This window comes from Massilia sp. PWRC2, from assembly GCF_049896725.1.
GTDB lineage: Bacteria > Pseudomonadota > Gammaproteobacteria > Burkholderiales > Burkholderiaceae_D > JAFCUW01.
Map to the genome: position 1 here is coordinate 172,636 of NZ_JAFCUW010000001.1, position 23,900 is coordinate 196,535.

The 23,900-nt window shown below is 62.3% G+C and carries 23 protein-coding genes; 5 read left to right on the forward strand and 18 right to left on the reverse strand.

The annotated features are described in order from the left end of the window. Positions 1-139 precede the first annotated feature (139 nt). Positions 140-1,477 carry an acyltransferase family protein gene (locus ACP7BZ_RS00750; RefSeq protein WP_426109732.1) on the forward strand — a complete coding sequence of 446 codons (1,338 nt, stop codon included), beginning with the start codon at positions 140-142 and terminating at the stop codon, positions 1,475-1,477. Positions 1,478-1,704: 227 nt separating this feature from the next. Here the strand turns inward: ACP7BZ_RS00750 and ACP7BZ_RS00755 are convergent, their stop codons facing one another. The 3 genes from ACP7BZ_RS00755 to ACP7BZ_RS00765 all read right to left on the reverse strand — a co-directional run bounded on the left by ACP7BZ_RS00755 (position 1,705) and on the right by ACP7BZ_RS00765 (position 3,983). After that, positions 1,705-2,244 (reverse strand): phasin family protein, encoded by a 540-nt coding sequence (locus ACP7BZ_RS00755; protein WP_426109733.1) that lies wholly within the window; start codon positions 2,242-2,244, stop codon positions 1,705-1,707. A gap of 239 nt (positions 2,245-2,483) precedes the next feature. After that, complete coding sequence (locus tag ACP7BZ_RS00760; protein WP_426109734.1) at positions 2,484-3,416, reverse strand: ion transporter; 933 nt, start codon at positions 3,414-3,416, stop codon at positions 2,484-2,486. Positions 3,417-3,431: 15 nt separating this feature from the next. Then, positions 3,432-3,983, reverse strand: coding sequence for an NADPH-dependent FMN reductase (locus tag ACP7BZ_RS00765; protein WP_426109735.1), 552 nt, complete (start codon positions 3,981-3,983; stop codon positions 3,432-3,434). Positions 3,984-4,194: 211 nt separating this feature from the next. On the opposite strand from ACP7BZ_RS00765, the gene ACP7BZ_RS00770 reads away from it, so the two are divergent. Continuing rightward, positions 4,195-5,433: a YbfB/YjiJ family MFS transporter gene (locus ACP7BZ_RS00770; RefSeq protein ID WP_426109736.1), complete on the forward strand. Its 1,239-nt coding sequence runs from the start codon at positions 4,195-4,197 to the stop codon at positions 5,431-5,433. On the opposite strand, the gene ACP7BZ_RS00775 is transcribed toward ACP7BZ_RS00770, so the two are convergent. Continuing rightward, positions 5,414-5,722, reverse strand: a complete 309-nt coding sequence (locus ACP7BZ_RS00775; RefSeq protein ID WP_426109737.1) for a hypothetical protein — start codon at positions 5,720-5,722, stop codon at positions 5,414-5,416. The genes ACP7BZ_RS00770 and ACP7BZ_RS00775 overlap by 20 nt on opposite strands. A gap of 14 nt (positions 5,723-5,736) precedes the next feature. Further along, the gene (locus tag ACP7BZ_RS00780) at positions 5,737-7,029 is read right to left on the reverse strand and encodes an MFS transporter (RefSeq protein ID WP_426109738.1); all 1,293 of its coding nucleotides are present in this window, start codon (positions 7,027-7,029) and stop codon (positions 5,737-5,739) included. 216 nt (positions 7,030-7,245) lie between these two features. On the opposite strand from ACP7BZ_RS00780, the gene ACP7BZ_RS00785 reads away from it, so the two are divergent. From ACP7BZ_RS00785 to ACP7BZ_RS00795, 3 genes are all read left to right on the forward strand, one after another. Continuing rightward, complete coding sequence (locus ACP7BZ_RS00785; RefSeq protein ID WP_426109739.1) at positions 7,246-7,638, forward strand: hypothetical protein; 393 nt, start codon at positions 7,246-7,248, stop codon at positions 7,636-7,638. An 81-nt stretch (positions 7,639-7,719) separates the two neighbouring features. Beyond that, positions 7,720-9,720 carry a TonB-dependent receptor gene (locus ACP7BZ_RS00790; protein WP_426109740.1) on the forward strand — a complete coding sequence of 667 codons (2,001 nt, stop codon included), beginning with the start codon at positions 7,720-7,722 and terminating at the stop codon, positions 9,718-9,720. Positions 9,721-9,796: 76 nt separating this feature from the next. Beyond that, positions 9,797-10,645: an EamA family transporter gene (locus ACP7BZ_RS00795; RefSeq protein ID WP_426109741.1), complete on the forward strand. Its 849-nt coding sequence runs from the start codon at positions 9,797-9,799 to the stop codon at positions 10,643-10,645. 274 nt (positions 10,646-10,919) lie between these two features. Here ACP7BZ_RS00795 and ispF read toward each other — a convergent pair whose 3' ends face one another. From ispF to nuoG, 13 genes are read right to left on the reverse strand one after another with little or no spacing between them, the layout of a single operon-like run. After that, positions 10,920-11,435 carry a 2-C-methyl-D-erythritol 2,4-cyclodiphosphate synthase gene (gene ispF, locus ACP7BZ_RS00800; RefSeq protein WP_426109742.1) on the reverse strand — a complete coding sequence of 172 codons (516 nt, stop codon included), beginning with the start codon at positions 11,433-11,435 and terminating at the stop codon, positions 10,920-10,922. A gap of 6 nt (positions 11,436-11,441) precedes the next feature. Beyond that, positions 11,442-12,194, reverse strand: coding sequence for a 2-C-methyl-D-erythritol 4-phosphate cytidylyltransferase (ispD, locus tag ACP7BZ_RS00805; protein ID WP_426109743.1), 753 nt, complete (start codon positions 12,192-12,194; stop codon positions 11,442-11,444). A 12-nt stretch (positions 12,195-12,206) separates the two neighbouring features. Beyond that, complete coding sequence (locus ACP7BZ_RS00810; protein WP_426109744.1) at positions 12,207-12,905, reverse strand: hypothetical protein; 699 nt, start codon at positions 12,903-12,905, stop codon at positions 12,207-12,209. A 14-nt stretch (positions 12,906-12,919) separates the two neighbouring features. Next, complete coding sequence (locus ACP7BZ_RS00815; protein WP_426109745.1) at positions 12,920-13,477, reverse strand: NUDIX domain-containing protein; 558 nt, start codon at positions 13,475-13,477, stop codon at positions 12,920-12,922. A gap of 31 nt (positions 13,478-13,508) precedes the next feature. Continuing rightward, positions 13,509-13,811 (reverse strand): DUF2818 family protein, encoded by a 303-nt coding sequence (locus ACP7BZ_RS00820; protein WP_426110488.1) that lies wholly within the window; start codon positions 13,809-13,811, stop codon positions 13,509-13,511. Positions 13,812-13,824: 13 nt separating this feature from the next. Further along, positions 13,825-15,318, reverse strand: a complete 1,494-nt coding sequence (gene nuoN, locus ACP7BZ_RS00825) for an NADH-quinone oxidoreductase subunit NuoN (protein ID WP_426109746.1) — start codon at positions 15,316-15,318, stop codon at positions 13,825-13,827. A 6-nt stretch (positions 15,319-15,324) separates the two neighbouring features. Then, a complete protein-coding gene (locus ACP7BZ_RS00830) occupies positions 15,325-16,815 on the reverse strand; it encodes an NADH-quinone oxidoreductase subunit M (protein WP_426109747.1) in 1,491 nt (496 codons plus the stop codon). A 34-nt stretch (positions 16,816-16,849) separates the two neighbouring features. Beyond that, positions 16,850-18,937, reverse strand: coding sequence for an NADH-quinone oxidoreductase subunit L (gene nuoL / locus ACP7BZ_RS00835; protein ID WP_426109748.1), 2,088 nt, complete (start codon positions 18,935-18,937; stop codon positions 16,850-16,852). A gap of 52 nt (positions 18,938-18,989) precedes the next feature. Further along, positions 18,990-19,298 carry an NADH-quinone oxidoreductase subunit NuoK gene (gene nuoK / locus ACP7BZ_RS00840; protein ID WP_426109749.1) on the reverse strand — a complete coding sequence of 103 codons (309 nt, stop codon included), beginning with the start codon at positions 19,296-19,298 and terminating at the stop codon, positions 18,990-18,992. After that, the gene (locus ACP7BZ_RS00845) at positions 19,295-19,957 is read right to left on the reverse strand and encodes an NADH-quinone oxidoreductase subunit J (protein WP_426109750.1); all 663 of its coding nucleotides are present in this window, start codon (positions 19,955-19,957) and stop codon (positions 19,295-19,297) included. The genes nuoK and ACP7BZ_RS00845 overlap by 4 nt, the downstream gene beginning before the upstream one ends. A gap of 20 nt (positions 19,958-19,977) precedes the next feature. After that, positions 19,978-20,466, reverse strand: a complete 489-nt coding sequence (nuoI, locus tag ACP7BZ_RS00850) for an NADH-quinone oxidoreductase subunit NuoI (RefSeq protein WP_426109751.1) — start codon at positions 20,464-20,466, stop codon at positions 19,978-19,980. A gap of 9 nt (positions 20,467-20,475) precedes the next feature. Beyond that, positions 20,476-21,546, reverse strand: a complete 1,071-nt coding sequence (nuoH, locus tag ACP7BZ_RS00855; RefSeq protein ID WP_426109752.1) for an NADH-quinone oxidoreductase subunit NuoH — start codon at positions 21,544-21,546, stop codon at positions 20,476-20,478. A gap of 14 nt (positions 21,547-21,560) precedes the next feature. Next, entirely contained in the window at positions 21,561-23,900 is a 2,340-nt protein-coding gene (gene nuoG / locus ACP7BZ_RS00860) for an NADH-quinone oxidoreductase subunit NuoG (protein ID WP_426109753.1), read from the reverse strand.

A 23,900-nucleotide genomic window follows, 5' to 3' on the forward strand; every position in this document is an offset into this window, starting at 1 on the left:
AGCCTATCCCGGCAGGTTCTCAGAGCCGGACGCCGCCGCGCCGTTTCACCCCGCCCTGCTCCCGGCTCGCCCCAATTGACTGGCGCGCCTTGCGCGGCCGCCGTATGTTGACAGCTTGATCAGCCACTGAAAGCTTGCCATGCCCACTGCCTTCGCCGCGCCGCTGCCCGGCCGCGCACCATCGAGCCGCTTGTATTTTCTCGACTGGGTACGCATCGTCGCGTTTTTTCTGTTGATTGTGTATCACGTCGGTATGTATTACGTCAGCTGGGGCTGGCACGTCAAAAGCCCCCACGCCAGCGACAGCATCGAATTCTTGATGATGTTGTCCTCGCCCTGGCGGCTGACCTTGCTGTTCCTGGTGGCGGGCGTCGCCTCGCGCCTGATGTTGACGAGCGCAGCGCCCGCCGCCTTCGTGCGCAAGCGCAGCTGGCGCCTGCTGCTGCCTCTGGCGCTGGGCATGCTGGTGATCGTGCCGCCGCAGCCGTTTTGCGAAGTCATCGAAAAATTCGGCTACCAGGGTAGCTATAGGGATTTCCTCGGCCTGTACCTGAGCAATTACCGGGGCTTCCAGACGGGGCCGCACAGCCACCTGGTGATGCCGACCTGGAACCACCTGTGGTTCGTCGCCTACCTGTGGGTCTACAGCGTGCTGCTCGCTGGCCTGTTCAAGGTCTGTGGCCGCTACTGGGAATCATGGTCGAATCTGCTGGGACAGCTGCTGACGGGCTGGCGCCTGGTACTGCTGCCGGCAGCGCTGCTGGCACTGCTGCGCCTGACGATGCTCGAGCGTTTTCCGGTGACCCATGCGCTGTTCGACGACTGGTTCAACCACGCCGTTTATTTCAGCGTGTTTGTGGTCGGCGCGCTGCTGGCGCGCCAGGCGCAGGTGTGGCAAGCGATGGCGGCGTTGCGTTTTGTTGCGCTGGGCATTGCGCTAGTGGTGTGGGCCCTGTTCAAGGTATATGCCTCCTTGCCGGATGAGCTGGTTTCGCCATCGACGATGGCCTGGCTGCTGCCCTTGCAAAGAGTGGTCTATGCGCTGGGCCAGTGGACGGCCATGCTCGCCGCCTGTGGTTTTGCACGGCGTCATTTGAATGTCGACGGCGCCAAGCGACGCTATCTGAGCGAAGCGGTATTTCCCGTGTATATCGTGCACCAGAGCCTGATTGTGCTGATGGCCCATTACCTCAAACCAGTCCACCTGGCAGCGCTGACGGAAGCGACCATTCTGGTGGTGTTGACGGTGTGCGGCAGCTTTGCCGTGTTCGAGATGGTCAGACGGGTGCCCATGCTGCGTCCCCTGTTCGGGCTGGGTCCACGTGCTGCGCTGACTGAGCGGCTGAGTGAGCGGCAAGCTGAACCGCTGACTGGGCAACAAAATCAGCAACAAAATCAGCAACAAACTCAGCAACAAACTGAGCAACAAACTGAGCAACGAGCTGAGCACCGAGCTGAACAACAAACTGCCCAATAAACCGCGCAACAAAATGAACAGCAAACTAACTGAACAGCAAACTGCGCAACACGCTGCCCATAAAACGGCGCAGGAACCTTGTGATCAGCGTACGGTCGTGGCGAGCACGCCGCCTGAGTCGCACCTGATGTGTGCGGCACCAGTCGGACCCGCGCTCGCACGCGAGTCCGATACTGGTAACGCTGAACATCACGCGCCCGGCCCGTCAGCCGGGCGCGCTGACGGCCTTAGTGGGCGGCGGCGCCGCCCGTGCTACGGCCTGCGCTGCTGCTCGACGGCGTGGGCGCCTGCTTGGCGGTGCTGGCGGCGCTGTCTGCGCTGTCGCTTTGCGCACGCAGGCCGTCGGCGCGCTGGGTGATTTCCTTGAACGGATCAGTGAAGTTGCGCATGGTTTCCTGGTGATTGCGCATGCCGCGTTCCGTTTCTTCGGTGGCCACCCGTTGCACTTCATCGGCCAGCGCCTTGGCCGTGCGCGCCGTTTCCTGCACATGCTGCTCGGTGACGCGGGCCAGGTCGACCTGGGCGTCGGCCGCCACCCGCGACAGGTGCTGCTGATAGGCACGCAGTTTTTCAGCGGTGGGCTGGGCACGGGCGCTGGCGGCACTGATCGCTTCGGTAGGACGGGTCTGGGTAGACAGGTGCTGGGTCACCGTGGTGGTTTCTTCCAGCATGGTCTGGGCCAGCTGAATGTTCAGATCGCACATTTGCTGGAACGATTTGAACATCGATTTCGACAGATCGTTCATGAAAGATACTTGCGCGTCCATGTGGCTGCGGACGGCGGGCGTTACTGATTGCGAAAATGGGAACATTTTTTAATCCTTTGGCAAATAATGGATGGTGCTAACGGATTGCCGCGCAAAAGCTCGCCCACCGCCGATTGGTCGACTGGCCGCGGACTAGCAATGCATGGCATCGGAATGGCCGCCCCCGGTTTGCTACTGCTTTCGGTGGGTGACTCAAGTGCCAAGGTTAGGCTTTCATCATCCTCAACCTTTGATCTAGATCAATCGTGTGTGGCATTCGCCATTGTCTGCTTTTCGGACAATTCCGACCCGCAATCCTTGCAAAACTGCGCGGCCGGCTCGTGGCAACGGCTGCCGCAAGCAGCACAGTGCCGGCTGTCATGATCGGCCTTGCGGAAACGCAGCGAGGTCATTTCTGCCGTCACGATGCCGGTCGGCACCGCCAGAATGCCCCAGCCCAGCAGCATCATGAATGAGGCGATCAGCTTGCCCAGCCCCGTCTGCGGCGTGATGTCGCCGTAACCGACCGTGGTCATGGTCACGGTGGCCCAGTACATCGCCACCGGGATGCTGGTGTAGCCGTGCTGCGGGCCCTCAACGACATACATGACGGTGCCGAGGATGAGCACGGCCATCAGCACCACCGACAGGAACACCAGGATCTTGCGGCCGCTGGCGCGCAGCGCGCTGCCCAGCATGGTGTATTCGTTGATGTAGAGCGTCAGCTTGAAAATGCGGAACACGCGCAGCAGGCGCAGGATGCGGATATCGAGCAGGGCCGCCGATTCCGGCACGAACAGCGAGAAATACGCCGGCAGCACGGCCAGCAGGTCGATGATGCCGAAAAAGCTGGTGGCATAGCGCCACGGCCGCCGCACCGACGCCAGCCGCGCCAGGTATTCGGCGCTGAACAGCAAGGTAAAAAACCATTCGAACACGCTCATCATCGGCTGCCGCGGCCATGCGAGCGCCGGTACGCTGTCGAGCACGACCACCAGGATGCTGATCAGGATGACGCCCACCAGGGCAATGTCGAAGCGCCGCCCGGCGGCCGTGTCGGCTTCGAAAATGATGTTGAACAGGCGCCGGCGCCAGCCGCCCGGCGGCTTACCGAAGAGGACGGCCGGCGCGCCGGCGGCGGGCGCTCCCGCGGCCGGCGTCCGTCCGGGTGGAAAACTGTCAGCGGTACTCATGCAGCGACAGACGAATCAGTCGGCGTGGCGCTCGACCCAGGCCGCAAACGCATCAATAAAACTGTGCAAAAAGGCCTTGGTCGATTCATTCGTCAGATTGTCGCCCTCGAACATCTTGGCAACACCGCCGATGTAGGCTTCGGGCTGGGCCATGGCAGGCATGTTCAGAAACACCAGCATCTGTCGCAGGTGGTGGTTGGCGCCGAAGCCGCCGATCACCCCCGGCGACACCGTCACCACCCCGGCCGGCTTGCCGCTCCAGGCGCTGTGGCCATACGGGCGCGAACCGACATCGATGGCGTTTTTGAGGGCGCCGGGCACCGAGCGGTTGTATTCGGGGGTGACGAACAGCACGCCATCGTAGCCCTTGATGCGCTCGCGGAATTCGGTGTAGCTGGCCGGCGGCGTGGCGTCGTCATCCTCGTTGTACAGGGGCAGCTGGCCAATTTCGACAATTTCCATGTCCAGCTCCGGGCCGGCCAGCAGCATCAGGGTGCGCGCCACCTTGCGATTGAACGACTGCTGGCGCAGGCTGCCGACGATGACGGCGATTTTACGGGTTGCCATGGTGATTCCTTAGTGTAAGTAGTGCGGGTGGAAGAAGTGCGGGTGGAAGCGGGAAAGCACATGCTCTTCTGGGCATTTTTACATCTTTCACACCGATGGCGCGCACGCCAGCGACCGATCGCCAGCACCAACTGGCCTTGCAAACCTGCCATAATTGCTCCAGTAGCAATTCAACACAAACCGTGATCTCCCACCACGCCAGGAACATTCGATGACATCAGCGCCATCCCCCTTGCCCACCGATTCACTGGCGCTGCGCCGGCCGTTCCTGCTGGCGCTGGCGCTGGCACTGGGTGCCGCCATTTCGCTGGGGCTGGCGCGCTTTTCCTACGCGCTGCTGCTGCCGCCCATGCGCGCCGACCTCGGCTGGAGCTATTTTCTGGCTGGCGCCATGAACACCGGCAATGCGCTGGGCTACTTCCTCGGTGCGCTAACGATGCCCGTCCTGATGCGCCACTGGCGCGCGCAAACGCCGCTGGTGGGCGGCGCGCTGCTGGCGGCGCTGATGATGATGCTGTCCGGCCTGGTGATCGACGCGTCCCTGCTGATGCTGCAGCGGGTGCTGACCGGCTTTGCCAGCGCGCTGATCTTTGTCGCCGGCGGCGTGCTGGCGGCGCGCCTGGGCGCCCTGCACCAGCAGCGCGCCGGCCTGTTGATCGGCATCTATTACGGCGGCACCGGCGCCGGCATCCTGATTGCCGCCGTGCTGGTGCCACAGTCGCTCACGCGCGCCGCCAGCGCACAGGCGGCCCACCCGTGGCAATGGGCGTGGGTGGCACTGGGCGCCGTCTGCCTGCTGGCGACGGCGGCGATGGCGACGGTGGCGGTGCACATCGACGGCGCGCCGGTGGCGCGCGGTGCCCACGGCCATTTTCAGGTGCGGCCGTTCGCCTTCGGCCTGGCCGGCTACCTGATGTTCGGGGTCGGCTACATTGCCTACATGACCTTCGTCATCGCCCTGCTCAAGGAACAGGGCATGAGCGGCGCTGCCATCACTTGGTTTTATAGCGCGCTGGGAGTGGCCGTGATGGCGTCGTCGCGCATCTGGGCCGGCATGCTGGACCGCTTCAAGGGCGGCCAGTCGATGGCAATCCTCAATGGCTTGCTCGGTGTGGCGACCCTGTTGCCGGCGCTGACCGCATGGCCACCCCTGGTATTTTTGTCAGGGGTGATGTTCGGCGCCATTTTCCTGTCGGTGGTGGCGTCGACCACCGCGCTGGTGCGCCATAATCTGCCGCCCCACGCGTGGTCGGCCGGCATCAGCGCGTTTACCAGCGTGTTCGCCTTCGGCCAGATCATCGGGCCTGCACTGATCGGCAAGATTGCCGACGGCGCCGGCGGCTTGCAGCGGGGCCTGCTGTACTCGGCGCTGGCGCTGTTCATCGGCGCTGCGCTGGCGTCGCGCCAGCGCGCACTGGGACTGACTGCTTCTAAATCCGCCCGCGCTTAAACGCCAGCAAAAAGCGGCGCGCCGCCGCCGCGCTGAGCAGCGTCACCGGGTCGCCGTGGTAGCTGTACAGAAATTGGGGCCCACCGAGGCGGTCGCTCAGCTTGGCGTTGAGTAAAAACCGGCTGCCGGCCCGATAGCGCGCCGGGTCGGTCAGCACGCGCGCGGCGTGCACCGGCAAACTGGGGGCAAACGCCTGTCCCGCCATCGGCTGCAGGCGCAGCCGGCCGCTGGCGCGATCGAACACCGATTCGACCGCCACCTCGCGGTAAGCCCAGCTGTCCCTTGTCATCTTAGCGTGCCATCTTAGCGTGCCAGCGCGGCGCCCTTCGGCAGCACGTGCGCTTCTCGGATAGGTAAGTTGAACACGGCGGCGGCCAGCGCCAGCGCGATGTCGGCGTACCACATCCAGGTGTAATTGCCAAAATGGACGAACGACAGTCCGCCCAGCCAAGCCCCAAGGAAGCCGCCGATCTGGTGCGACAGCAGGGTCAGGCCGAACAGCGTCGACAGGTAGCGCATGCCGAACAGTTTGCCGACCAGGCCGGCGGTGGGCGGCACCGTCGCCAGCCAGGTAAACCCGAGGGCGGCGGCAAACACATAAAAGGTCAGCGGCGTTTTTGGCGCCAGCAAAAACACGCCGACGATGACGGCGCGGCTGGCGTACAGCAGGGCCAGCAAGGACTTCATCCGAAAGCGGGTGGCCAGATATCCGGCGCTGAGGCTGCCCGCAATATTAAACAAGCCGATCAGGCCCAGCGCGGTGGCCGACACGCTGGCCGACAGGTTGCACAGCGCCACTTCGCCAGGCAGGTGGGTGACCAGGAAGGCGATGTGAAAGCCGCACGTAAAAAAGCCCAGGTGCAGCAGCAGATAACTGCGATCGCGCATGGCGATGGCGATCTGGCGCCGCAATGTCATGGCCGGGGCCACCAGCGGGTCGGCCGCGGGCACGCCGCTGGCGGGGACGAATTTGCGCGCGTGGGCAGCCTGGGCTGCAGCGCCCTCGCCTTTCGGGTCGCGCAATTGCCAGGCCAGGGGAATCGTCAGCAGGGTCGTCACGGCCATCGTCAGCATGGCGGCAATCCAGCCGGCGCTGCTGATAATCGCCTGCATCAGCGGGGCGAACACGAACTGGCCGAAGGAACCGCCCGCGTTGATGAAGCCGGCCGCAAACGGCCGCCGCTCAGGCGGCAGGCGCTGCGCAGTGGCGCCGATCAGGATGGAAAAACTGCCGGCACCGGCGCCGGCGGCACTGAGGAAACCCATGGTCAGCAGCAAGCCCCACTGCGAGCCCACCAGCGGCGTGGCCGCCAGCCCGCCGGCGAGCATCAGGGCGCCGGCCACCACCACCTTGACCGAACCGTATTTGTCGGCAATCGCGCCAAAGACCGGCTGCGCTGCGCCCCACATGAATTGGCCGACCGCCAGCGCAAAGCTGATCGAGGCGATCCCCAGGCCGGTCGAGGTATTGATCGGCGACATAAACAAGCCGGTGGTCAGGCGCGCGCCCATGGTGATCATCAGGATGGCCGAGGCCGACAAGATCAGCAGCCAGGCGGCGCGCGGGGTCATTTCGGGGTGGCTGGTGGTGCTCATGGGGTCTCCTCGGCATGCATTTTTGCTAAAAAATTATAGCCGATGGTGGCGCCGTGAGCGCGCAATTTTGTCGAAAGGAAAGATGAGACGCGCCCGCCGCGGCTTTACTGCCGTTCAAATTGCGCTACAATCGACGCCGTCGCGTCCCCATCGACGCCTTCGCCTGCCGCACTGGCCCGCCTGTATTTGCTGATGTCTTTACCGTAACCGATGCCCTTGTTCCGCTCTTTTGCCCGCTCGCAGGGTCGCCTGCATGCTGTGTTCGTTGCGATCCTGATCGCCGCGCTGCTCAGCTCGCACTGGCAAGGGCTGGCGCACCGGATCGGCCACGCGTCGCGCATGCTGGCCGGTGCCGAGACGGTCGAAACGGCCGCGCTGGCCGGCACGCCAGCGGCCACTACCGATGCCGGCAGCACGCCGCTGGACCAGAGCGCTGCTCACTCGTGCCTGGCCTTCGATGCCGCCACCGTCGGCGCCTTCCTGTGCACATCACCGTTCGTCTTCGCCATGCCGCGCCATGCGCCGGTGATGGCGCTGTGGCTGGCGTTCATTTCGCGCATCGCGCCATTTACTGCCCATTTTTCTTCACGCGCACCGCCGCAATCCTGAGAATCGCAACGTCGTTCGTGTCGTGGTGCGGCCATCGCTGGTGCGCGCCCGGCATCTTTCATGCTCTCTCAAGGATACACCGTGATACTTCACTATTTTCCACGCACTATCGTGGCGGGCGCCGTTCTGTCCGCCTTGTCTTCCCTCGCCTGCGCCCAAAGCGTCGGCAAGCCGATGGCCACCGTGATCGTCACCGCGGCGCCGTTTGGCAGCGCCGAGGGCGACCAGATTCTCAGCCCCGCCAAGGTGTTGTCGGGCGACGACCTGCACAACAAGGTGGGCGGCTCGCTGGGCGAAACGCTGTCGCATGAACTGGGCGTATCGGCGTCGGCGTTTGGCGCCGGCGCCTCGCGTCCCATCATCCGCGGCCTGGAAGGCTCGCGCGTCAAAGTGCTGGAAAACGGCATGGCAGTGTCCGACATTTCCGGCCTGTCGAACGACCATGCGGTGGCCACCGACGGCCCCACCGCGCGCCAGATTGAGATCCTGCGCGGGCCGGCCGCCCTGTTGTATGGCTCCGGCGCCATCGGCGGCCTGGTCAATGTGGTCAATGACCGCATCCCCACCACGGTGCCAGCGGCAGCCACCGGCGAAGTCGAAGGACGGGTCGGCTCGACCGACCGCTCGGCCACCGGTTCGCTGGCAGTCGATGCGGGCCAGGGACCGTTCGCCATCCACCTCGACGCCAGCGCGCGCGATGCCGGCAACTACCGCATCCCCGGCTCGCGCTACGCCGACGGCCGCACCGATGCGGATGCCGGCATGCTGCAACACTCGTTCAACCGCCAGCACAGCGTGGGCCTCGGAGGCGCCTATATTGCCGACTGGGGCTTTGCGGGCGCCTCCGTCAGCGCCATTGGCAACGATTACGGCGTGCCGACGCTGGACGCATCGCAAATTTCAATGCAGCAGCGCCGTTATGACTTCGACAGCCTGGTCAAGGAACCGCTGGCCGGTTTCGAGAGCTTCAAGTTCAAGAGCGGTTACACCAATTACCGCCACAGCGAACTTGATCTCGACGGCGTGCCGCAAACGCGCTTTAGCAACCGCTCGGTGGAAACACGCTGGGAACTGACGCACAAGCCGGTGGCCGGCTGGCACGGCACCTTCGGCATGCAAACCGAAAACACCAATTTTGCGGCGCTCAATGCGCGCACCGGTGGCCCCGACACGGTGCCGGCCACCCGTTCGCGCTCGACTTCGCTGTTCCTGGTCGAAGAACACAAGTTGGGCGTGCTCGACGTCAACGCCGGCGCACGTTACGAACAGGTCGAGCGCACCCCCGACGGCAATCTGAGCCGCAACTTCAAGCTGGGCTCGTACTCGGCCGGTGCGCTGTGGCCGTTCATGGCGGGCTACTCGACCAGCCTGACGGCGTCGATTGCGCAGCGCGCCCCCACCGCCGACGAACTGTATGCGGGCGGCCCGCACGATTCGACCAATACCTTCGATATTGGCAATGCCAACTTCGAGAAGGAAAACTCGCGCAATATCGAACTGTCGCTGCAAAAAACGGCGGGCCTGTGGCGCTGGAAAACCAATCTGTTCCAGAACAAGGTGAAAAATTTCGTCTACGGCGAGATCGACGGCACCCTGCTCGATGACGAAGGCAATGTCGGCGGCAGCCTGCGCCAGCGCCAGTTCCGCCAGGCCGGCGCCACCATCCGCGGCGCCGAGGCGGAATTGAGCTATAACCTCGGCCACGATGGCGTTTCCTGGCACGCCTTCGTCGACCGCTCGCGCGGCAGCCTCGACAACGCCGGCAGCCTGCCGCTGCAACCGGCCACCCGCCTCGGCGGCGATGTCGGTTACCGCCAGGGTCCGTGGCGCGCCGGGGTGTCGGCGCTGCACGCGCTCAAGCAGGATCACCTGGCCACCTACGAAAGCACGCCCACCGGCGCCTACAGCGAACTCGACCTGAACCTGTCGTACACGCAGCGGGTAGGCGATAACGATGTCACCTATTTTGCGCTGGTCAAAAACCTGCTCAATGAAGACATCCGCTATTCGACCTCGGTATTGAAGGATGTGGTACCGCTGCCGGGACGCAACCTGGTGATGGGTGTGCGGCTGCGCTTTTAATCGACCGCCCCGCTGGCCATCGCCATCGCCATCGCCATAGTATAGTGGCGCGTTCCTCAAGCGGAGACTTGCCACCTTGCCTCATCGACGTCATGCTGCCGCCCCCATCGGGGCCGCCCTGCTGGGCCTGGTCTCGGTGCAGACCGGTGCCGCCATCGGCAAATCGCTGTTCCCGCTGGTGGGCTCGGAAGGGGTGGCTGCCCTGCGGCTGGGCTTTTCAGCCCTGCTGTTAGGGCTTGCCCTGCGGCCGTGGACCATCTGGGGCACGGCGCGCTGGCGCGATCTGCTCGCCTATGGGGTCACCATGGGCCTGATGAACCTGCTGATCTATCGCGCCTTCGCCACCTTACCCGTCAGCATTGCCGTCGCCATCGAGGTGCTCGGCCCGCTGGGGGCGGCGCTGCTGGCGTCGCGCCGCCCCATCGATGCGGTGTGGGTCGCTCTGTCGCTGGCGGGGCTGGCGATGCTGCCGCTGGGCGCCCTGCACGACGGCCTGCACCGCGGCCTCGATCCGCTCGGCGTGGCGTTTGCGCTGGGCGCCGCCGTCTGCTGGGGCATCTATATTTTTGCCGGCGCCCGCGTGGCGCCCTACGGCAATCAGGCAGTCGCCAGCGGCATGCTGATCGCCGCCCTGTTCATCGTGCCGCTGGGCGCGGCGCAAGCGGGCAGCCTGTTACTCAATCCTGCGGTGCTGGTCGCGGGCCTTGGCATTGCTGTTCTGTCGAGCATGCTGCCCTACCTGCTCGACATGTTCGCCATGCGCTATTTGTCGGCCAACGTATTTGGTATCTTGCTCAGTGCCTCGCCAGCGGTCAGCGCGATTGCCGGCTGGCTGATCCTGGGAGAAACCTTGAGCACCCTGCAATGCGCAGGGACCGCCGCCATCATGCTCGCCTGCGCCGGCAGCACCTGGACGCGCCACTGACGGTCGACGCGGCCGGCGCCGCTGGCACGCCGCACCAGCGGCGTGCTGGAAGCAGACTATTTTTTCAGCCCGCGCTGTGGTATCACGCTGCGCGATGCGAATGAAACGTTCAAGGCGGCGCGCGCGCGATGTCGATGGTCGCCACTGGGCGTAACGGCCAACTTTTACTTTTAATTGCGCCATCCGCCGTCATGAGTCCCGACATAAAAACGTCACCTCGCGGTGACGTTTTTTTTCGCTTGCGGTACCGCGCGGCCTTTCGCCAAGCCCCCCTTCAAGGCGCCGGCGCCTTGATCAACATGCAGATCGCCTCGGCCGCCATGCCCTCTTCGCGCCCCAGGTAACCGAGCTTTTCATTGGTCTTGGCCTTGATGTTGACCTGCTGGGGCGACACGCCAATGTCCTCGGCAATGCGCGACACCATCTGGCCGATGTGCGGCGCCATCTTCGGCGCCTGGGCGATGATGGTGGCATCGATATTGCCGATGGTGTAACCGGTGGCGACCACACGGTGTGCCACTTCGCGCAGCAGGGTACGCGAATCGGCGCCGGCGAACATCGGGTCGGTGTCCGGAAAATGCTTGCCGATGTCACCCAACGCGGCGGCGCCCAGCATCGCATCGATGATGGCGTGCAGCAGGACATCGGCGTCGGAATGACCGAACAGGCCCAGGCGGTGCGGGATGGTCACGCCGCCAATGACCAGCTTGCGGCCGGCGACCAGCGCGTGGCAATCGTAGCCGGTGCCGATGCGAAACGGGGGTGCGGGATTGTAGGATGCGAGTGCCATATCAGTTCACGGTTGGGTGGAAGTGGAAGTGGAAGTCGGCGCCGCCGCCAGATACATGGCGGCGATCTCGATGTCACGCGGCAGCGTCACTTTTAAATTACGCGGGTGACCTTCGACCAGCAAGGGCGTCAGACCGAGCGCCTCGATGGCGCTGGCGTCGTCGGTCATGGCGGCAGCGGCGGCGGCGCCGCTCCCGCGCGCCGCCAGCAAGGCGCGCCGCAGCAAGCCATAGCGAAACATTTGGGGCGTTTGCGCCAGCCACAGGCCGTCGCGCGGCACCGTGTGCACACCGCTGTGCGCACCGGCAGCGCACTGCTTGACGGTGTCCACCACGGGCAGCGCCAGCAGGCCGCCCACTGCGTGGCTGCCCACCGCGACAATCAGTTGTTCGATCAGGGCGGCCGTCAATCCGGGACGGGCGGCGTCGTGCACCAGTACCCAGTCGTCGTCGCTCACCGCGCCAGCCATCGCCTCGAGGCCGCCGAGGATCGAGTCCATGCGGGTGGCACCGCCACAGCGCAGCACCGACAGCCGGGGGCCGCTGGTCGCTACTCCATCGATCTGGCCATCGTCGTCACTGACGACGACAAAGGTGTGGGCGATGTGGGCGCTGGTATCGAACGCCGCAAGGGTATGGGCCAGCATGGCTTTGCCGGCAATCGGCAAATACTGCTTGGGACCATCGGCCTGCATGCGGGCGCCGACGCCGGCGGCGGGAATCAGGGCGACATACTGCGGAGAGAAACTGGTGCTGTGCATGCTGCTAAATCTTCACTGTCGTTGGCGACGCAGTTGGAACTGTACCTCACCTTTGCAAACTTTGCTAAGACGGGCGTACTCCTGGGGTGAGTCAATCACGGCCTGCAGCGCTTCCACCCTGGCCATTTCGTGCTTGATGAATGGCATCCAGCGCTGGTCCATTTCCACCTGCAGCAAGGCGCGCGCCTGGCCCGACGGCGCATACAGGGGCTTGGCAATAAAGCGCCGGTCGAGCGCCGCACGCACCACTGTTTCCACTTTCGGCAGGTGGTCCAGGTAGACCTTGAGATGTCTCATCTCGTGAGAGAGTATTTCTTCGTACGCGCAGCTGCCCGGGGCGAACTCGCTGCCCACGTAGAGCACGATGGGCACGTACGACAGCTTGACCTTGACCACCGGCGCCACGCATTCGTAACCGCTGCGCAGGTCCTGCAACAGCTTGCCTTCGAGGCCAATGACGATGCGCGACTCGGTGCGCGTAAGCCCGAGTACGAAGCCGGCGGCCTGCCCCTTCATGGCGGTGAGCGATCGGTAAGAGCGGCTGTTGTCGACGGACCAGCCGTGATCGGCCACTTCCAGCCGGGCGACCGTGGTGCCGATGCTGTTTTCGCAGCGGCTTTGAAATTCGCTGGCGGCGCGGGCCGGTGTAGCCCACGCCAACAGGCCGGCAAGCGGGCCGGCAACAAGGGCCGACGCCAGGCTGGCCCGCATCCTCACGCTCCTGCTCAGCCCGGCGTCCAGCTGCCGGCAATGATTTTCTCCAACCAGAAGGTGCCAATGATGGTCTTGACGTCGGTAATCTCGCCGCGCTTGACCATCTCCAGCAGCGCCGGCACGGTGGCGGTGAAGGTTTCGAGAAATTCGCCATCGTCGAGTTTGGCTTCGCCTGCGTGCAGTCCGCGCGCCAGGTAGAGCTCGAGATGCTCGTCCGAGTAAGCAATGGCATTATGAATGGTGCAAACAAAATCCCAACGCGCCGCGGTATAGCCCGTTTCTTCTTCCAGCTCGCGCTTGGCACAGGCGAGCGGGTCTTCACCCGGATCGATCTTGCCGGCCGGGTACTCGATAAAGATCTGCGCGTTCGGATAGCGGAACTGCCGTTCAAGCAACACGCTGCCATCGTCGAACAGGGGAAGAATGACGACAGCGCCGGGATGGCGGATGTATTCGCGGGTAGTGACGGCGCCATCGGGCAGGCGCACGCGGTCGCGGTGGATCTTGAGGAAGGAACCGTCGTAGGCGACGGTGCCATCGATGCGGGTTTCGGTCAGGCGGTCACTCATGCGCTCTCCTCGGTTGGACGCCAGGCGTCTTTCAACGCTGGCGCTTGCTCAAGTAGCGTAGCACGAAGCCGGGAAAAGCGAGGGTAATAAACAGCGGCACGGTGAGCATATAAAACTCTTTGGACTGCTCGAACACATTGCCGATCCGTCCTTCGAGCAGGCGGGCGCACAGCCCCACCAGCACATACCAGAGCGCCAGTTCCAGCAGCCGCAACCACATTGGCTTGGGGCCGGACCTGGCAATTACACCGAACAGCCGTTCATTCAAAAAAGGCAAATTGGCGAGCAGCACGGCCATGGCAATGACCAGCCAGCTCGCCAGCGACACGCTGATCACGCGACGCTCATCAGCTGCTCAGGGTCTTGGTCATGCTGTGCAGGCACGCCGTCAGCAGCGAGCCTGGTACCACGCCGAGCACAAAAATGGCGATGCCGTTGAGCGAGAGGATGGCGCGCATGTCGGCTGGCACGGCGATCGGCGACGCATCGACGGCGTCGTCGAACCACATGGTTTTGACGATACGCAGGTAGTAGAAGGCACCGATCAGCGAGAACATCACCGCCACCACCGACAACCACACCATGCCCGAATTGACCACCGATTGCAGCACCGCCCACTTGGCCATGAAGCCCATCATCGGCGGCACACCGGCCAGCGAGAACATCAATACCGTCATGACGATGGCAAACCACGGGCTGCGCTTGCCCAGACCTTTAAAATCAGCGATCTGTTCGGCTTCGAAGCCGGCGCGCGAGAGCATCATGATCAGGCCGAAGGTGCCTACCGTGGTGAGCACGTAGGTGATGGCGTAGTACATGGCGGCGCTGTACGCGGTATTGATGTTCAGTGCGCTGGCGCCAACCACGCCGGTCATCAGGCCGAGCAGCACGAAACCCATTTGCGCAATCGTCGAATAGGCCAGCATGCGCTTGAAATTGGTCTGCGCGATGGCCGTCAGGTTACCTACCGCCAGCGACAGCACGGCCAGCACCAGCAGCATTTGCTGCCATTCGATGGCCAGCGGCAGCAAGCCCTCGACCAGCAAACGAATGACGATGGCGAAGGTGGCCAGTTTCGGCGCACCACCGAGCAGCAGCGTGACCGCCGTTGGCGCGCCCTGGTAGACGTCCGGCACCCACATGTGGAAGGGCACGGCGCCCAGCTTGAAAGCCAGGCCGGCGACGATGAAGACAATGCCAAAGGTGAGGATCGAGTGGTTGACGGTGCCACCGGCAACCATGCGGGCGATCTCGGTGATGTCAAGATAGCCGGTGGCGCCGTAAATCATCGAAATGCCGTACAGCAGGAAGCCGGAAGCGAGCGCACCGAGAATAAAATACTTCATCGCCGCTTCGGTCGACACCGCGTGATCGCGGCGCAAGGCCACCAGCGCGTACAGCGACAGCGACATCAATTCCAGGCCCAGGTAGATGACGAGCATGTTATTACCCGAGATCATTACCATCTGGCCCAGCATGGAGAACAGCGCCAACACGTAGAACTCGCCGCCCAGGTTACCGGACAACATGCCGCGCTCGCCGGCGTACTGGCGCGAGTAAATCAGGGTCATGGCCACCGTCAGGTAGGTGAACAGTTTCAACAGGTTCGACATCGGGTCGGACACGAACATATTGTAGAACGTGTAGACAGTGGTGCCGGCGCTGTAATCGGCGTAGGACAGCACGGCGCAGCCGACCAGGGCCAGCAGCGACAGGTAGTAGGCCACTGAACGCTTGGCCATGAACATGTCGATCAGCAGTATGGCAGACGCCGACACCATGAGAAAGATCTCGGCGTAGACCGGCATCAGATTGGGGCTAGGGATGGCAATAGGAGTCATTTTGGCTTATGGCAGTTTGCTGATGGCGACATGCTTGAGCAGGTCGGCCACCGAGGTTTGCATCGTATCGGTGAATGGCGCCGGGTACAGGCCCATGGCGATCACGGCAATGGCGAGCACCAGGAACAGGCCGAATTCGCGGCCGTTCATGTCGGTCAGCTCGTCGACGTGGTGGTTGGTGACGGCGCCGAAGACGACCCGCTTGACCATCCACAGCGAGTACGCCGCGCCAAGGATCAGGGCGGTGGCCGCCAGCATGCCGATCCAGAAATTGAACTGGGTGGCACCAAGGATCACCATGAATTCACCGACAAAACCGGAGGTGGCAGGCAGACCCGCATTGGCCATCGAAAACAGCACGAAGAAGGCAGCGAACTTCGGCATGCGGTTGACCACCCCGCCGTAGTCGGCGATCTGGCGCGAGTGCATGCGGTCGTACAGCACGCCGATCGACAGGAACATGGCGGCGGACACGAAGCCGTGCGAAATCATTTGCACGATACCGCCCTGCAAGGCCATTTCGTTGAAGACGAAAAAGCCCAGGGTCACAAAACCCATGTGGGCAATCGACGAATACGCCACCAGCTTTTTCATGTCCTTCTGTACCAGCGCAACGAGGCCAATGTAGATCACGGCGATCAGCGACAGGGTGATGATGAAGTTGGCCAGGTAATGGCTGGCATCCGGGGCGATCGGCAGCGAAAACCGCAGGAAGCCGTACGCGCCCAACTTCAGCATGATGGCGGCCAGCACCACCGAGCCACCGGTGGGCGCTTCGACGTGGGCGTCGGGCAACCAGGTGTGCACGGGCCACATCGGCACCTTGACGGCGAACGCCATCAGGAAGGCGATGAAGATAAAAATCTGCTCACGCAAGCTCAGTTTCAGGTCGTGCCATTCAAGGATGCTGAAGCTGCCGCCGGAGCGGTTGTACAGGTAAATGATGGCGATCAGGGTCAGCAGCGAACCGAAGAAGGTGTACAGAAAAAATTTGAACGAGGCGTACACCCGGTTGGCGCCACCGAACACGCCGATGATGATGAACATCGGGATCAGGGTCGCTTCGAAGAAGAAATAGAACAGCAAGCCGTCGAGGGCGCAAAAGACGCCGATCATCAAGCCCGACAGGATCAGGAAGGAACCCATGTACTGCGCCACGCGCTCTTCGATCACCTGCCAGGCAGAGACCACCACCACGCACTGAACGAAGGCAGTAAGCGGAATGAACCACAGCGACAGGCCGTCGACGCCAAGGTTATACAGAATGTTGAAGCGGCCGATCCACGGCGTCGATTCGACAAATTGCATGCCATGCGCGGCGTTGTCGAAATGAAGGATCAGGGGGATCGTCACGGCGAAGCTGACGAGCGAGCCGATCATCGTGACCCAGCGCGTCAGTGCGCGGTTATCGTCGCGGCCAACGGCCAGGACAATCACACCGAACAGGATCGGGAGCCAGATCGACAGGCTCAGGTAGGGAGGAAAATGAGACATCATGTTGTTTGGTCTTTGCGTATCTGATGTAGATGTTTTAAGCGTGCCAGAACGGGAAGAAATACATCAGCGTGGCGAGCACACCGAGAATCATCACGAACGCATAGTGGTAGATGTAGCCGGTCTGCGCGGTGCGCACCACCGACGAGAACCAGCCCACCAGCTTGGCGCTGCCGTTGACGACCAGGCCATCGATCAAGCCCTTGTCGCCGACATTCCACAAGCCGTTACCAATCAGGCGCGCACCGCCGGAAAACACGACGTCGTTGAACTTGTCCATGTAGTACTTGTTCTCCAGCAGCGTGTGAACCGCATGGAAATGCTTGAAGCACCAGGCAGGAACGCGCGGGTTGATCATGTAGCAGTAGTACGCCGAGGCGACGCCACCGATGGCCAGCCACAGTGGCAGGCTCGACAGCGAATGGATTGCCATCGCCAGCGGACCGTGGAATTCTTCGCTCAGCAACTCCATGGCCTTGTGGTTTTCCCCGACCGTGATGACACCCTTGAAGAAGTCTCCGAACAGCATCGGACCGATGGTCAGATAACCAATGACGACCGACGGGATCGCCAGCATCACCAGCGGGAACCAGACGACAAATGGCGACTCGTGCGGCTTTTGGCCCGGGGCCAGGCCGTGGTGAGCATGGTCGTCGTGCGCGTCCTGGTCGTCGTGACCATGAGCGTCGTGGGCGTCGTGTTTGGCGTCGTGTTTTGCATGGGCATCATGAGCATGCGGCTGACCAAAGCGCTCTTTACCGTGGAACACCAGGAAATACATGCGGAACGAATAAAACGCGGTGACGAACACGCCGGCCAGCACGGCGAAATTGGCAAAGCCAGCGCCCCACAGATGGGTCTCGTGAACCGCTTCGATGATCGAGTCTTTCGAATAAAAGCCGGAGAAGAACGGCGTACCGATCAGCGCGAGCGAACCGAGCAGCGAGGTGATCCAGGTGATCGGCATGTACTTGCGCAGACCGCCCATGTTGCGGATATCCTGGTCGTGATGCATGCCGATGATGACCGAACCGGCGCCGAGGAACAGCAGCGCTTTGAAGAAGGCGTGGGTCATCAGGTGGAACACGGCAACCGAGTAGGCCGACGAACCGAGGGCGACCGTCATGTAACCAAGCTGCGACAGCGTCGAGTACGCTACCACGCGCTTGATGTCGTTCTGGATGATGCCGAGAAAACCCATGAACAGCGCGGTGATCGAACCGATGACGAGTACAAACGACAGCGCCGTATCCGACAGTTCGAACAGAGGCGACATGCGCGAGACCATGAAGATGCCGGCGGTAACCATGGTGGCGGCGTGGATCAGGGCCGAGATCGGGGTCGGGCCTTCCATCGAGTCAGGCAACCACACGTGCAGCGGGAACTGTGCCGATTTGCCCATGGCACCAATGAACAGGCAGATACAGGCAGCCGTCAGCAGCGGCCAGCCGGTAGCAGCCACTTGCATGGTGGCGAGCGCTTCTTTCTTGGCGAAGATTTCCTGGTAATCGAGCGAGCCACCGTAAGCGAGCAGCAGGCCGATGCCAAGGATGAAGCCGAAGTCGCCCACGCGGTTGACCAGGAAGGCTTTCATGTTGGCGAAGATGGCGGTCGGGCGGGTGTACCAGAAACCGATCAGCAGATACGACACCAGGCCCACGGCTTCCCAGCCAAAGAACAGTTGCAGGAAGTTGTTTGCCATCACCAGCATCAGCATCGAGAAGGTGAACAGCGAGATGTAAGAGAAGAAGCGGTTGTAGCCTTCGTCTTCCGCCATATAGCCGATGGTATAGATGTGCACCATCAGCGACACGAAGGTCACCACGCACATCATCATGGCCGACAGCGCATCGATCTGGAAGCCCACTTGCATCTTCAGGGTGCCGACTGTCATCCAGGTATAGATGGTGTCGTTGAAGGAATACCCGCCGTTGACCAGCATGAGCGTCTGGACGGAAATAATCAGCGCAATCAGCACGCCAAGAATACACGCCGTGGTCGACACCTTGCGGCCGACCACATTGCCGAAAAATTTCGTGCCAAGCAGACCGGCAATTGCCGAGCCCGCCAGCGGCGCCAATGGCACTGCCAGTAGCAAGTATGGGTTAAGAGTTTGCCCCGCCATGTTGAACCTTAGTCGTTATTTATATGAATGAAGTTGCAAAACGATGCAAACCTTAGCCCTTGAGGCTGTCGAGGTCTTCGACGTTGATCGTGTCCAGATTACGGAAGAGAACGACCAGAATCGCCAGGCCGATAGCCGACTCGGCGGCAGCAACGGTCAGGATGAAGAAGACAAAGATCTGCCCTGCCGCGTCACCCAGGTAATGGGAAAACGCCACAAAGTTCAGGTTGACCGCCAGCAGCATCAATTCGATCGCCATGAGCAGCACGATGATGTTTTTGCGGTTGAGAAAAATTCCGACGATCGAGATGGCGAACAGGATCGCCCCCAGGATCAGGTAGTGTGCGAGCGACAAAGTCATTTCGGCTCCTTGGCAGTCAGTTCGGCGGCGGCCACGGCAGCGGCAGTCGAGGCGGCGTCGAGGGCCGGCTGGTCGACCGACGCCATCTTGACGATGCGCAGGCGGTCATTGCGCTTGACGCGCACGGCCACGCCCGGGTCGATGGCCTTGGTGTCCTTGCGCTTGCGCAGGGTCAGCGCGACGGCGGCAATAATCGCCACCAGCAAGATCACGGCGGCAATTTCAAAGCCATATATGTACTTGGTGTAGATCAGCATGCCCAGTTCCTTGGTGCCGCCGATGTTGCCACCTGCACTAGGCTCTTGCACCGAACCGAGGAAACCGCGCCACAACACGGCCGCCATTTCCAGCACGATCAGGGCGCCAATGCCGGAGGCCAGCGGCAGATAGCCCCAGAAACCTTCGCGCATGCGGTCGATATTAATGTCGAGCATCATGACGACGAACAGGAACAGCACCATGACCGCGCCGACATACACCAGCACCAGCACGATGGCCAGGAACTCGGCCTTGAGCAACATCCACAGGCCGGCGGCGTTGAAGAATGCCAGCACCAGGAACAGCGCGGCGTGCACCGGGTTGCGGGCGGTGATCACGCGGGTGGCCGCGGCCACCATGATCACCGAGAACGCGTAGAACAGAAAAGTTTTGAATTCCATGAGGTTACCGGGCTCTCAGATTAGCGGTACTTCGCATCGGCGGCGCGGGCGGCGGCGATGTCGTTTTCATAGCGGTCGCCCACGGCCAGCAGCATCTCTTTGGTGTAGTAGAGATCGCCGCGCTTTTCGCCGTGATATTCCAGCACGTGCGTTTCAACGATGGAATCGACCGGGCACGACTCTTCGCAGAAACCGCAGAAGATGCACTTTGTCAAATCGATGTCGTAACGCGTGGTGCGACGCGAGCCATCGTCACGCTGCTCCGATTCGATGGTAATGGCCATCGCCGGGCACACCGCTTCGCACAGCTTGCAGGCGATGCAGCGCTCTTCGCCGTTAGGATACCGACGCAGTGCGTGCAAGCCACGGAAACGGGGTGACATCGGGGTTTTCTCTTCCGGATATTGCACCGTAATCTTGCGAGAAAACATGTACTTGCCGGTCAGGGCCATGCCCTTGAACAGCTCGGTCAACATCATGCTGCCGAAAAAATCTTTAACGCGATCCATTGCTTTTCCTTACTTCCAAATATTCCAGGAGGTCTGCATCCAGCCTGCGACCAGGACCAGCCACACCAGGGTCAGCGGAATGAACACTTTCCAGCCGAGGCGCATGATCTGGTCGTAACGGTAACGCGGGAAGGTGCCGCGGACCCAGACGAACAGGGAGACGATCAGGAAGGTTTTCAAGAACAGCCAGAAGAAGCCACCGAAAGCGCCACCGATATCAAGGAATGTAAACGGTGCAGCCCAGCCGCCGAGGAACATGATCGAGGCAAGTACGCCGATCAGGATCATGTTGGCGTATTCGGCCAGCATGAACATGGCGTACGACATGCCCGAGTATTCGACCATGTGGCCGGCCACGATTTCCGATTCGCCTTCGACCACGTCGAACGGGTGACGGTTGCACTCAGCGAGGCCGGAAGTGAGATACACCACCAGCAGCGGCAGCAGCGGCAGCCAGTTCCACGACAGGAAAGAGAGGCCTCTCGAGACCATCATGCCCTGCTGCTGGCCGGCGACGATGTCGGAAAAATTCAATGAACCGGACACCATCAGCACCACCACCAACACAAAACCCATCGGGATTTCGTAAGAGATCATTTGCGCCGAAGCGCGCATGGCGCCCATGAACGAGTACTTCGAGTTCGAGGCCCAGCCGGCGATGATGATGCCGTACACTTCCAGCGAAGTAATCGCCATCAACAGCAGCAAGCCGGCGTTGACATTGGCCAGCGCCACTTCAGGACCGAACGGCACCACCACCCAGGCGGCCAGGGCCGGCGCGATCGTCATGATCGGGCCGAGAATGAACAGCGCCTTGCTGGCCTTGGCCGGCACGACAATTTCCTTGAACAGCAGCTTGATGGCATCGGCGATCGGCTGCAACAGGCCGGCCGGACCGACACGGTTGGGGCCGACGCGGATCTGGATCCAGCCGATCAGCTTGCGCTCCCACAGGGTGGCATAAGCAACCAGACCCATCAGCGGCAACAGCACGCACAGGATCTTGATCATGGTCCAGGCAAACATCCAGCCGCCAGCGCCGAGCAGCGCGGTGCCATGGGCCTGGGCAGTAACAATCATGTCTGACAGCGCCATTATTTGCCCTCCCCGGCTTTGACTACCTCGATGTCACCAAACATGGCGCCCAGCATCGCGGTCGATGGGTGCGATGCCGCCACCCGCACCGTGTTCTCTGGCAGGCTGGCGTCAACGAGGGCGGTCAGCATCGCCGAACCGGCGCCTTGCGTGACCTTGACGATGTCGCCCGACTTGACGCCCAGCGACGCGGCCAGTGCTGCCGGCAGGTGCGCCTGCGGCGGCTGACCGTCGAAGGTGCGCAAGAGCGGCGGCGAACGGCGAGATATCGCATCGGCAAAGTAAATCGGCACGTCGGCCAGACGCTGCAAAGCGCCGGCATTGCCAAACGCTGCTGCGGTTGGCACGATGGCTGCCGAGTTGCTCAGTTTTGCCGACACATCCATCACACCCTTGCCCAGCACTTCGTCGCGGATCGCTTCCGAGGTGTCGTAGTCGAAACCGGACAGCCCCAGCAGGTTACCCAGCACGCGCAGCACTTTCCAGGCCGGACGCGCTTCGCCCAGGGGCTTGACGGTGCCATTGAAACTTTGCGCGCGGCCTTCGCAGCTGATAAACGTGCCGGAAGTTTCCGAGAACGGTGCGATCGGCAGCAGCACATCGGCGTAATCCATGCCGTGGCGGAAGGCGCTCATGGCGATCACCATTTCAGCGCCCAGCAAAGCCGCGTGGGCTTGCTGCGCGTTGGCGGCGTCGAGCTCAGGCTCGGCGTTGAGCAACACGTAGGCTTTTTTCGGTACCGAGAACAACGTCGCGGCGTTTTTCGAGGTGGCGCCGGCGATGTGGCCGCCGACCGCGTTGGCGGCGTCGACCAGGTAGCCCAGCTTGGCGCCGGTGCTGTTTGCCAGCCATTCGGCGGCCGCGTGAATCTGCGACGCTTGTGGGTGGTACAGCGCAGCGTTGCCCAGCAAAATGACGGCGGGCGTGTCGGCATTGGCGCCGAGCAGGCTGGCGGCAATCGCGTTGGCGCTGGCGCTGGCGACGATGGTGTCGAAACCGGCCGGTGCAGCGATCTCTTTGGCTTTCGCTACCGCTGCGACCACGCCACTGATGGCGGCAAGCCAGTCAGATGGTGCAGCAACGATTTTATTCGCCACCGGGATCAGCAACTCGTCATCGGCGCCGTGGATCACCGACAGCTTGGCGCCATTCTTGACGGCAGCGCGCAGGCGGGTGGCGACCAGCGGGTGGTCTTTGCGCAGGAAGGACCCCATCACCAGCGCACGTTTGACGGTGCTCAGTTCGGCGATGGGCATGCCTAGCCATGGAGTGACTTTGCCGTCGAGGGCAAAATCGCTCTGACGCAGGCGGAAGTCGACGTTTTCGCTACCAAAGCCACGCACGGCTTTTTGCAGCAGGTGCAGTTCTTCCAGCGTCGAGTGGCCGGTGGCCACCGCGGCGATGGCATCGGCACCGTGTTCGTGCTTGATGTTGCGCAGGCCGTGGGCGACGTACTCGAGCGCCGTCTGCCAGTCGGTGGTTTGCCACTGACCGCCCTGCTTGATCATGGGGCTGGTCAGGCGTTCGTCGGAAGCCAAGGCTTCATACGAAAAACGGTCCTTGTCCGACAGCCAGCATTCGTTGACCGCCTCATTTTCCAGCGGCAGCACGCGCATGACGACGCCGGCCTTGACTTGGACGATCAGATTGGTGCCGAGCGAATCGTGCGGCGAGACCGATTTGCGACGCGACAGTTCCCAGGTACGGGCGCTGTAACGGAACGGCTTCGAGGTCAGCGCGCCCACCGGGCACAGGTCGATCATATTGCCCGACACTTCAGAGTCGACGGTCTTGCCGACAAAGGAAGTGATCTCGGCGTGTTCGCCACGCCCGAGCATGCCCAGCTCCATCACGCCAGCCACTTCCTGGCCGAAACGCACGCAACGGGTGCAGTGAATGCAACGGGTCATTTCCGCCATCGAGATCAGCGGGCCGGCATCCTTGGGAGGCACCACGCGCTTTTCTTCATCGTAGCGCGAGTTCGACTTGCCGTAACCGACGGCCAAATCCTGCAGCTGGCATTCGCCGCCCTGGTCGCAGATGGGGCAATCGAGCGGGTGATTGATGAGAAGGAATTCCATCACCGACTTTTGCGCCTGCACGGCCTTGGCGCTGTTCGAGCGCACAATCATGCCTGCCGATACGGGCGTGGCACATGCGGGCAGAGGCTTGGGGGCCTTTTCCACTTCGACCAGGCACATGCGGCAGTTGGCCGCAATCGACAATTTCTTGTGGTAGCAGAAGTGCGGGATGTAGGTTCCCAACTTGTTGGCAGCGTCCATCACCATCGAACCCGGTGGGACTTCTACCTTCTTGCCGTCAATTTCAATTTCAACCAT